15 protein-coding genes and 1 tRNA gene are annotated in these 9,651 nt (G+C 64.8%); 13 read left to right on the forward strand and 3 right to left on the reverse strand.

Going from position 1 to position 9,651, the window contains the following annotated elements; translation table 11 throughout:
• Positions 1 to 324: 324 nt before the first annotated feature.
• From ACZLIB_RS18235 to ACZLIB_RS18275, 9 genes are all read left to right on the forward strand, one after another.
• Positions 325 to 516: a hypothetical protein gene (locus ACZLIB_RS18235; protein ID WP_478468348.1), complete on the forward strand. Its 192-nt coding sequence runs from the start codon at positions 325 to 327 to the stop codon at positions 514 to 516.
• Positions 513 to 728, forward strand: a complete 216-nt coding sequence (locus ACZLIB_RS18240; protein ID WP_180835492.1) for a hypothetical protein — start codon at positions 513 to 515, stop codon at positions 726 to 728. Before ACZLIB_RS18235 ends, ACZLIB_RS18240 begins: the two co-directional genes overlap by 4 nt.
• Complete coding sequence (locus ACZLIB_RS18245) at positions 725 to 988, forward strand: hypothetical protein (RefSeq protein ID WP_478468350.1); 264 nt, start codon at positions 725 to 727, stop codon at positions 986 to 988. The genes ACZLIB_RS18240 and ACZLIB_RS18245 overlap by 4 nt, the downstream gene beginning before the upstream one ends.
• Positions 985 to 1,203, forward strand: a complete 219-nt coding sequence (locus ACZLIB_RS18250) for a hypothetical protein (RefSeq protein ID WP_478468351.1) — start codon at positions 985 to 987, stop codon at positions 1,201 to 1,203. The genes ACZLIB_RS18245 and ACZLIB_RS18250 overlap by 4 nt, the downstream gene beginning before the upstream one ends.
• A complete protein-coding gene (locus ACZLIB_RS18255; protein WP_478468352.1) occupies positions 1,200 to 1,535 on the forward strand; it encodes a hypothetical protein in 336 nt (111 codons plus the stop codon). The genes ACZLIB_RS18250 and ACZLIB_RS18255 overlap by 4 nt, the downstream gene beginning before the upstream one ends.
• Before the next feature lie 109 nt (positions 1,536 to 1,644).
• Entirely contained in the window at positions 1,645 to 1,887 is a 243-nt protein-coding gene (locus tag ACZLIB_RS18260) for a hypothetical protein (RefSeq protein ID WP_478468354.1), read from the forward strand.
• 77 nt (positions 1,888 to 1,964) lie between these two features.
• On the forward strand, positions 1,965 to 2,177 hold the full coding sequence (locus ACZLIB_RS18265; protein WP_478468355.1) for a hypothetical protein: 213 nt from the start codon (positions 1,965 to 1,967) through the stop codon (positions 2,175 to 2,177).
• Positions 2,174 to 3,172 (forward strand): phiTE_015 family protein, encoded by a 999-nt coding sequence (locus tag ACZLIB_RS18270; protein WP_478468356.1) that lies wholly within the window; start codon positions 2,174 to 2,176, stop codon positions 3,170 to 3,172. Before ACZLIB_RS18265 ends, ACZLIB_RS18270 begins: the two co-directional genes overlap by 4 nt.
• Before the next feature lie 195 nt (positions 3,173 to 3,367).
• A complete protein-coding gene (locus ACZLIB_RS18275) occupies positions 3,368 to 4,054 on the forward strand; it encodes a hypothetical protein (RefSeq protein WP_478468358.1) in 687 nt (228 codons plus the stop codon).
• 5 nt (positions 4,055 to 4,059) lie between these two features.
• Here ACZLIB_RS18275 and ACZLIB_RS18280 read toward each other — a convergent pair whose 3' ends face one another.
• Positions 4,060 to 4,542, reverse strand: coding sequence for a hypothetical protein (locus tag ACZLIB_RS18280; RefSeq protein WP_478468359.1), 483 nt, complete (start codon positions 4,540 to 4,542; stop codon positions 4,060 to 4,062).
• A 50-nt stretch (positions 4,543 to 4,592) separates the two neighbouring features.
• Here ACZLIB_RS18280 and ACZLIB_RS18285 point away from each other — a divergent pair, with 50 nt between their 5' ends.
• The 4 genes from ACZLIB_RS18285 to ACZLIB_RS18300 all read left to right on the forward strand — a co-directional run bounded on the left by ACZLIB_RS18285 (position 4,593) and on the right by ACZLIB_RS18300 (position 6,504).
• On the forward strand, positions 4,593 to 4,886 hold the full coding sequence (locus ACZLIB_RS18285) for a hypothetical protein (protein WP_478468360.1): 294 nt from the start codon (positions 4,593 to 4,595) through the stop codon (positions 4,884 to 4,886).
• 1 nt (position 4,887) lies between these two features.
• On the forward strand, positions 4,888 to 5,085 hold the full coding sequence (locus tag ACZLIB_RS18290) for a DUF4224 domain-containing protein (RefSeq protein ID WP_478445893.1): 198 nt from the start codon (positions 4,888 to 4,890) through the stop codon (positions 5,083 to 5,085).
• 1 nt (position 5,086) lies between these two features.
• Positions 5,087 to 6,127 carry a tyrosine-type recombinase/integrase gene (locus ACZLIB_RS18295; protein WP_478468361.1) on the forward strand — a complete coding sequence of 347 codons (1,041 nt, stop codon included), beginning with the start codon at positions 5,087 to 5,089 and terminating at the stop codon, positions 6,125 to 6,127.
• Positions 6,128 to 6,243: 116 nt separating this feature from the next.
• A complete protein-coding gene (locus ACZLIB_RS18300) occupies positions 6,244 to 6,504 on the forward strand; it encodes a hypothetical protein (RefSeq protein WP_478468362.1) in 261 nt (86 codons plus the stop codon).
• A gap of 78 nt (positions 6,505 to 6,582) precedes the next feature.
• Here the strand turns inward: ACZLIB_RS18300 and ACZLIB_RS18305 are convergent.
• Together ACZLIB_RS18305 and ACZLIB_RS18310 are read right to left on the reverse strand one after the other, a co-directional pair.
• Positions 6,583 to 6,656: transfer RNA gene (locus tag ACZLIB_RS18305), tRNA-Gly, on the reverse strand.
• A 958-nt stretch (positions 6,657 to 7,614) separates the two neighbouring features.
• Positions 7,615 to 9,468 (reverse strand): autotransporter domain-containing esterase, encoded by a 1,854-nt coding sequence (locus ACZLIB_RS18310; protein ID WP_032128836.1) that lies wholly within the window; start codon positions 9,466 to 9,468, stop codon positions 7,615 to 7,617.
• Positions 9,469 to 9,651: the final 183 nt, after the last annotated feature.

A 9,651-nucleotide genomic window follows, 5' to 3' on the forward strand; every position in this document is an offset into this window, starting at 1 on the left:
ATCGGCACCTACCAATCAAAGTTAAGTGAAACCTTGTGCCATAAGGGTTTCACTGAGGCACGACGCCGTCTACGAGTACTTGGACCGACGACCAAGCCGAAAGTTTTAACGTTAAAGACGCTCGTTCATAGGCCGTTGCCCTCTCAGCTTTCGGGGTCCCTGCTTAGGGTCCCAGCCTGGCTCAGCCGTATCACTTGCAGGGGTGCTCGCACGCCGCCTAAAGAAAATTACAGAATCCTGTTGACTGTGATCTACAGAATCCTGTAGCTTGATCTACGTCGCCCAACACCACCCCATCCCGGGGCCGGGCGCAGGAGATCACGCATGGCCACCCTTTCCTTGGGCTGCCGATCGGCAGAGATGAAAGTCACCGCTGACCACGTCAGCGAACGCGTCATCGCAGACATGGGCGCTGCCCGCCTGCACCTCACCGCCGACGAGGCGGAGCAGCACGCTCACCAGCTGCAGGCTGCAGCCAAGCAGCTGCGCACCGCGCTCCAGGGCGCCGCCGCATGAGCGCCGCCCTCGCCCACCACTCCAACGCTCAGCGCGCCGCTGCTGCCGCCGGCATCGTCGCCCGCGCCGGCCGCCGCTGGGGCCTCCTTCCCTACCAGGTCGTCATCGCCTCCAGCATCGCCGCCAATGCCGTCCTGCGGCACGGCCAGAGCGCTGCAGGCGCAGTCGCCGCCGTCCGCCGTGCAGCGCGCGCCAAAGGCGGTGCTGCATGAACGCGCCTGGTGAAGTGCTGGCGGCCAAGCTGGCCGGCCGATGTGCGAATGGCCTCGAGCGCGGCCAGGGCACCAAGCTGCACGCGATCCCCGCCGCCCAGGTGCGGCGCAACGGCGGATATGTCGAAGCCACTGGCAAGGCACTGTGCGGTGCACAGCCTGGTCGCCGGTCCGTGGGTTGGACCGTGTGCGAGCAGCATCTGGTGTCCTGCCCTCGCTGCCAGCGGGTCATTGCCCGCGTCCAAGGCGGTGCCGCATGAACCCCTTTAAGAGCGGTGATCGAGTGAAGATCACGGCGACCGACTACGAACAGCCGCACCTCGCCGTAGGGCAGACCGGAGTGGTCGCCTACACCCTCGGTCGCAATTCGCTGATGGTCTGCATGGACTCGGGGCCCTACCGCACCCCGCCGACCGGCGACGGTTGGATCTTCCTTGTCGAAGAAGTCCGCAAGCTCGAAGGCGGCGCCGCATGAGCCGCAGATACAGGAACGAGCTGCCGCAGCTCGACACAGCACTGTCGACTTTGGAGCGGGCCGCCCGCGAGGCATTCGGTGTCGCACAGGATGACTATCCCCCCGGCGCCAGCTGCATCGTCCGTTCCCAGCGCTACGGCCATCCCGTTGTCGAACGCAGGGCGCTGATCGTCAGCACGACCGTGGATCTGCACATCGGCATCGATGGAAAGCCCTGGGCGTCGGTGAGCATCCGGACAAGGAACCTAAAAACCGGAAAGCACCGCGTCTTCTATCCATCCGTAGAGGTCGCCGGGCAGCCCAGCCTACGTGCCATGGCCGGTGCCGAATGACCGACCACGACTTCTTCGCCGCCATGGCCGTCGGCATCCCGCCCATCAGCGCGCCCGCCGGCCCGGCGCCCGCGCCGGCCGAGACCACCAGCGAACAGGAGACCGAGTAATGCGCCACCTGGCCCTGCCCTTCTTCTGCACCGTCGTCGTCGGCCTGCTCCTCGCACTGCTCCCTTGGGCACTGCGCAGCCACGTCGATGCCGTCGCCCTCGCCTGCGCCATCGGTGCCGTGTTCTTCGCATGGCGCTGCTGGGAAGACCTCCAGACCACCTGGCCAGCCTTCAAGGCCGAAATGCGACGCCGCACCGCCGAGCGGCAGCGCGCGCCGCTGGCCGCTGACGACACCCACTGAGCAACCGCCCGCCCGGGTGACCGGGCTCCGCGCCGGCCGGACTTCCACTCGCCGGTAACCCATTCCAGGAGTCCAGCGTGCGTAACCAGCTCGACATCTTCGATCACGACCCAGCCCGTATGGCCGCAGCCAATCGAGCCGCAGCCGACCACGCGCTGCACGACGTGCAGTTCACCGAGGCAGAGCGACAGGCCCGTGCCGCTCACTACCTCGGCGAGGCCGAACGCTGGGACAACCTCGCCGCGCACAGCGCGCGCGCCATTACCGAACGCAAGGAGCAGCACGCATGACCACCGACAACAAGACCCTGGCGGACGCGCAGCCCGGTGGGAGGGTGAGGCTGGGGGATCAGGCCGAGCGGGCGCGGTTTGAGGCGTGGGCCGGTGAGAACTACCACCTCCAGCGCATGGGCGATGTCTACCGTAGCGCGATCACCACCGATGCATGGCGCGCATGGCAAGCCGCCCTCTCCGCCCAGCCCTCCCCGGGTGGTCAGGGGGATGCGTTGGCGCTGATCCAACGCTACGACGAAGCCGCCCAAGCGTTCGCGCTGTCCGTGGCAGACGACCGCTACACCGACGCTCGGCGCGCCGAACTGCGCCGGGCAGTCACTGCCGCGCGCAATGAAGTGGTGTCCGCGCTCGCCGCCCGCCAGCCGGTAGAGGTAAGCGAAGGCGGGTTCCGTGCGGCTGCCTCGCGCCAGACCGCCAGCGCCGAAAGCAACGCCACGGCTGAGGCGCTGATTGCTGCCGCCCGACAGCTGAACAAGCAACCGGATAGCGTTGCTCTGGGCGAAGCAACGGAATTCTGCATCGAGAAGGGCGGACGACAGCCGGCGGGCGAGCAGCTGTGGTGCCTGCATGTCCTTGGTATGGATGACGTGTATCCGGCGCCGAGCAAGGCCCATGCCGAGAAAGCCGCCGCGTGGCACAACGAGCAGTTCAAGGACCAGGCTGCGCGCCTTGGTATCAGCATTGAGGCCAAGGCAGTGCCGTGGCCGCATAGTGCTGAGTCGCATGCTGCAGGGGTGGCGGAATTCATCCCGGATTGGCTGATCCCTCAGTGGCAGTTGGACGCGCTTGAAGCGAACGCCAAGCAGCCCGCGCAGGCCGTGGACCTGGACAAGGTTCGCCAACTGATCGGCGATCTGCGGACGCTGGATGTGAAGGAATCGACGAAGAACGACAACGCCGGCTTTGTTGATCTCCGCTGCTACTGGGCCCTGCTCGGTCTCGCGGGCGAAGTCGAGCGCTCGATGACCGACAGCCAGGCGGTGGGCAAATGAGCCGCCGCGTCGTGATCCTTGTCGGCGCGGCGATGGCTGTACTGGCGCGAGAGGCCGCGCCCGTCCAGAAGGTCGAGCGCGTCACGCACCACATCCGTGGCGTACACCACTCCGACATGCCCACTTGGACGTGTCCGATACGTGACCCCCTCCCTTACGGCAAGAAGGCGCGCAGGGCGCAGCGAGGCGGCGCCCATGGCTGACCAGCTGCTCACCGCTGCAATGGTCCACGTGTTCGACCAGCGCGCACGCGTGATGCATCGGGAGATCGGAATGGATCTCGCAGAGCGTGTCGTCCTCGACCTGCTGGAAAGCGGCTGGTCGCGACAGTCGCTGCGGAAGCACGAGGCGGCCGGGCCGACCACGTGCGGCACCGCCTTCTACCTGCTGCGGGAAGGCGGCATCGCGGTCGCCCACTTCCCCATTGCCGAGTTCACTGACGCGAACGGCCGCGGGCTTTTCTTCGCGATCCGGGACTTCTTCCCGCCGGTCCACAAGTCTGCGCACGGCGACGTCGAGAGCCTGAAGCCTTTCGAGGTGGGCGATCAAGTTCTCTCGATGGACCGCGATCTGAATGGCTCGTGGCACTACGAAGAAGAAGTGCGGGCCAGCAAGTGGCATCGTTTGATCCCGGTATTCACTGTCGTTTCGGTGCGGCCACGCGCCGGGCACCACACACAGTTCGGCGGAAGGGACTACTACCAGGTGAAGATCAAGGACCGCGTGGGCGGTGGTGGCGGCTTCCACGACCTTGTGCCCATCGCCGGCAGACCGTGGCAGATGCGTGGCGAGGGAGAGTGCCTGATCCGTGTAAGGGCTGCCGCCTTGGCCGTCGCTGCGCCGCCGCCGGCGCTGCCGGCCCAACTGGACCTGTTCGCATGACCGCCCTATCGCTTCCGACGGGCTTCCAGCTCCTGCAGTACAGCGGCCAAGCCGCCGTTGCTGGCCAGCGACCGCTCGTGTGGCGTTTGCCCCGCCTCTCCACCATGCAGCCAAGTCGACGAGTCTTTACGAAGGACCACGTTGGCCGCCTCCAGCACCACCAGGTGCCGCGCATTGCGCTGATGCTCGACCAGCTTCGGGCCGAACACCGACAGAAGGCTGGTGGCCGGATCCTGCAGAAGCTGCTCGGCATCGCCGGGGATGTGTCGGCCATGGTGTATCTGGCTGGCAAGTGCATCCAGAAGGTCGGCCAGCGACCGGTCAGCGCCCGGAGCCATGGCGGCTCGGATCTGCTGCCGCTGCCAATGCGTCGTCGGCCTCTTGGCCAATACCAAGTCCTGAACGTCAGCGCTCTGTCGCAGAGCGCCCGCCTCAGCCTTGGCGCGGAGCCACAACTCCGCATGCGTCGAATTCGCATATTGACTCATGCACGCCAGTGTATGCCTGCCATCAACCACGTTTCCAATGGAGCTGACACATGACCCAGGAACATATCAGCCACCCGGAAGGGTTGCCGAACTGCGCCGCCGGGCACCGCGCGCGCCACATCCACGACAAGCGCTGCGCCTCCGCCGGCGGTGGCCACCTGGTCGAGTGCGCCTGCAGATCGACCAGCAAGCATGCCGATCCGGAAAAGGCCATTGAGGCGTGGCGCCGCCTGAACCGTCCGGCGCGCAGCGCGCGGGCTTCGTCGCCTGCAGCTGTTGCCGACAACGTCGTACAGATGCGTCTGGTGATGGCAGGCGGAGGGAAGGTGGCCAGTGCCGTCTGACATGTACTTGTCCCGGGACGAGATCGCCGGCTTGTGCCGCACGCCACAGCGCGCGCGCCAGGCCGCATTTCTCCGCAAGAACGGAATCAAACACTACCTGGACGCACACGACTGGCCAGTCGTACTGCGCTCCAGCGTTGAGGGAACGGCGCATACACCAAAGGCGCCGCCGACATGGACTTCCAGCAAGGTCGCTTGAAATGGGACGGAAACCGAGCAAGCCGGGGGCAATCCCCCGGTTCAGGCCACGCAAGCAGAAATCGGGCGTGACCCACTACTACTACGACCACGGTGGCAAGCCGAGGCGCGAAACACCCCTCGGCAGCGACTACGGCGTGGCCATCAAGCGATGGGCCGAGATCGAGCACGCGAGCACGATCCCCGCAGCGGCCGTCGTGACCTTCCGGCACGTTGCCGATCGCTACCGAGCAGAGGTGGTGCCTACCAAAGCCGTTACCACCCAGCGCCTCAACAATCGCTGCATCACTGCGCTGCTGAGCTACTTCGACGCGCCGCCTGCGCCGTTTGAAGCCATCCGCCCGATCAACATCCGGCAGTATCTGGATTGGCGGAAGGCGAAGGTGATCGCGAACCGCGAGGTTTCGCTGTTCTCGCATATCTGGAACTGGGCGCGCGGCAAAGGCATTACCGATCTACCCAACCCGTGCGAGGGCATTCGTCGCAACAAGGAAGCCGGCCGCGACGTTTACGTGGACGATGACGCTTTCAGGGCCGTCTATGCACACGCTGACGCAGCTCTGCGCGACGCCATGGATCTGGCCTACCTGACCGGCCAGCGCGTCGGTGATGTGTGGTCCATGGACGTGCGCCAGGTTACAGCGCGCGGTCTCATCATCCAGCAGTCGAAGACCAGCAACCGCGTCACCATGGAGATCACGGGCGAGCTGGCTGCGCTGCTCGAGCGCATTGCAAAGCGTAAGGGGGAGAAGTGCCCGAACGGGCGAGAGAAGGTCTACAGCACGCGGCTGATTGTGGACGACGACGGCCTGGCCCTGGGTCGCGCAGCCCTGCGCTACCGGTTCGACAGAGCTAGGGAGGCGGCTGGCATTGCAAAGGGGGAATTCCAGTTCCGAGATCTCCGCGCCAAGGCGGGTACGGACAAGGCCGATTCGGCAAAGGACATTCGCGAGGCGCAGGCCCAGCTGGGGCACTCCTCGGTTACTACGACCGAGATCTACGTGCGAAAGAAACGAGGCTCGAAAGCAACGCCAACGAGGTAGAACCATAACGCAAGCCGCCTCAAAACCTTCCAGAAGATGACTGTTACGCGGGCGTTACTGCAGATATCAAAGACGATGGTGGGTAATCTCCGCACACAACAGGAGGAGGGAAAACCATGATGACTACCGAATCACCGTACCAGCGAGTGCAGTTTGATCGCCTGGCCCTGTCAGTCAATCCAGGTCAGCGCAAGGAGGTAATGGCGGCGCTTGATGCGGCTCCGTGCAAAGGCAGATGGGAAGCCCATGGCGGCGTGTCGAAGTTCGACGACAAACCCGGCAGCTCGGAGGTCAGCAGCGTCGGAATGTGGACGTTCTATGCGGCCAGTACTGAAGACGCGCAACGCGGCCAGCTTCAATTGGACCTGATGCCATAGAAGACGGGCGCCAACGGATTTTGCGGAGCGCCTTTCATATTGCGGAGCGCTGGAAAATCAGCAAACCGTTGGGAGACATGGAGCGGGCGATGGGAATCGAACCCACGTCAGTAGCTTGGGAAGCAACAGCTCTACCATTGAGCTACACCCGCCCAGAGCCCGTCAGGGGATAGACGCCCCAAAGGGGAGTCGTTCCCCGTTGGGTGTGAGTTTGCGAAGCCTGTCTAGCGACAGACCACCCGGTGGAAGTCAGCACCCTTTCGGGTTGGGGCGATCTTTTCATCCCCTATCCCCTCGATTACAGAGAGGCATTCGCTTACTCCACCATCCTATACCCACTTGGTCATCGTTTCTCCTTGCGGAGAACCTAGTCGCCGAGGCGACAACCAGTTGGGCTTACCACGTTCCGTACATGCAACAGAGTACCTAGGATCTCGCCTTTTCGCCGGAGGTGCAATTGTCAGCGTGTCTCTACCAAGCAGAGAAACATCCGACCTCGTCCCGTTTTGGGTAGGGCCCAGTCGCAGTTGGCCCGTCTAGCTTGACGACGTTTATATGGCGATTCGTTTGTACTGATCCTTGATACTCAGCCTAGCGCCTACTCGGTTACGACTACCGAGGTCACGAGTCCTCCCTCACGGGAGAATCGTATCCGTGAGGATGGCTACATTAACGGAGAGCTTAGCACCGGAGAATTACTTCTCCCGCACCACTCCTTGGCTACCGGTGGCTGAACACCGGGTTGGTTCGACAACCCTTGGCAGGGTGGACGACCAACAATTGCATGCACAGCCTTCGCCGTGCCAGTAGGGATGTACTCCTACCGTTCAACGTATCGTCCACCGTGTTGCTGGGGGACGTTTTGCTGTCAGACCGAGATCTGTACAGCTGTGGCCAGGAAACCGCCTGGTCGGTTGAACGTGCGGCACGGCTCGTGTCGCACGCTTGGGAAGCTACAGCTCTACCATTGAGCTACGCCCGCATTGCGGGTGAAAGTCTATGCGGAGCGGCCGGTGTTGCGCAATGGTGGCCGCCGCACCCGCCGGGCATGGCCCGGCGCTGCCGTGCAGGCATCCCAGGCACCTTGCGGTGCCCGGGATGTTGCATTCATCAGAAGCTGCCACCCACGGTGGCGAAGATCGTCGCGTCACGGGCACGCTTCTGCGCGGCCGTGGTGCTCAGGCCAACGTTGCCCTGCAGGCCGAACAGGTCCATGCGCGCACCCAGAACAGCGGTGGCGTAGTTCTTGTCGAAGTCCAGGCCCGGCACGCGGTAGCTGCCCAGTTCCGGCAGGGTCTGCAGCCACGCGCTGGCCTGCTTGGTGTCCTCGAACTCGTGGTCGTAGGTCACCTGCACGTACGGCTTGACGGTGCCGCCATCGAAGCGGGCCTGCCAGCCGATGCGGCCGACGGTCGAGTCGACGTTCTGGCGGTCGTAGCCCAGGGCGGTGGCCAGCGTGCCCGCAGCAGCGCTTTCGCTGTAACCATCGATCTTGACCTTCTGCCAGATCACCGCAGCGATCGGGCCGTGGCGGAAGCCACCTTCGGTGCCGAACTCGTAACCGGCATTCAGTGCAGCGGTCAGGTTGCTGCCGTCCGGCGAGCCACCGTGTTCGCGGGTAGCCGGGCCCAGCTGGACCTTGCGGTTCACGTCATACGACAACCAGGTGTAGCTGACCTGGCCGTTGACCCAGACGCGGTCGCCATACCAGGCAGCGAACAGGCCGGCGGTGGTGTCCTTCTGGGTGAAGTCGCCACGGCTGTTGCCGAAGTCGGCACTCATGCGACCGAAGCCGGCGAAGCCGCCGACCACCACACCGTTGCGTGCCCAGTCGACACCGAACAGGCCGGCCGGCGCCACGCCGTCGTACAGGTCGGCGTGGTCATAGCGCTGCAGGTCACCGCGCACGCCACCCCACCACGACAGGCCATCGGCCGGACGGGCGCCGAGGTGGTTGCTGACCTGGTCGGCACGCGAACGGCCGACGGTCTGTGCCGAGTGGCTCAGCACCTGCTGCAGGCGCGGAGCCTCCAGCACCGAGACGGCGTACTGGCCCAGCAGCTGGTGACCGGTAACGGTCGGATGCACGCCATCAGCGAACAGATAGGTCTGGTACGCATCGGGGCTGACGTAGGTGGTCGGGTTGCAGCCGATGATGCTGCCCGTGGTGTTGGCCGGGTTGATCTTGCAGGCGGTGCCGGTGACGTTGGTGAAACCGTACATGCCCGGGTTGGCGGTCACTTCACGCAGGATGCTGAAGGTATCGAGCGGAATGAACTCGATGCCCGCCTGCTTCAGGCCGCCATACAGCGCCTTGTTGTAGCCGACCGACATGGCGGTGGCAGCCGCTGCATTGGGGCCGCGGAACTGCGGGGTGATGCCCACGTCCGGCAGGTTCGGCACCAGCACGTACTGGGCACCGGCCTGCTTCAGGGCACCGACCAGCGCGATCTGGTCGGTGACCGCCGCACCGATGATGCCCTGCACCTGGGCCGGCGGCGCACCCGCACCGGCAGCGCCGGCGGCGGCAAACAGGTCGTTTGCGCCACCCCAGACGGTATACAGGGCGTTACGGTCAGCCTTGCCACCGTTTGCCGCCAGGTAGCGGGCCGCCTGCGACTTCAGAGACGGGATCGCGCCGAGGGCACCGCTGCCTTCGACCGACACGCGGGCGCCGCCGACAGCGTAGTTGTCGCCGTTCTGGCCGTTGCCGTTGGGGTCCTTGTTGAGGCCGTAGTAATTGGCGACCTGCTGCGACCACACCCAGCCCGGGTTGGTGGTGAACTGGCCGGAGAGCCCCTGCGTGGCCTCGGGCAGCAGCGGGCGGAAGTAGCCGGCGTCGGTGAGGCTGTCACCGAAGAACACCGCCTTGGAGTACGGATTTTCGCCTGCCATGGCCGGCAGCGCGGCCAGTGCGATCGCAGCCGCCATGAGGGAGCGGATCGGGTGTTTGCTGAGCTGCATCTAGGAACTCCTGTGGGGTAAACAAGTTGGAATCCGGCGCACGTACGCCGGCGCACGGTCAATGGTTTCACCGCGCCGCCGTTTGCTCACGCTGCGCCGCCGCATGGATTGTCGCCTGACCACGCCGAAACCTGCTGTGCCGGAGCTGGCGCCCGGTTCAAATTACAAACGTTCCGATCCCGA

The organism is Stenotrophomonas sp. 220_Sma (assembly GCF_056487375.1).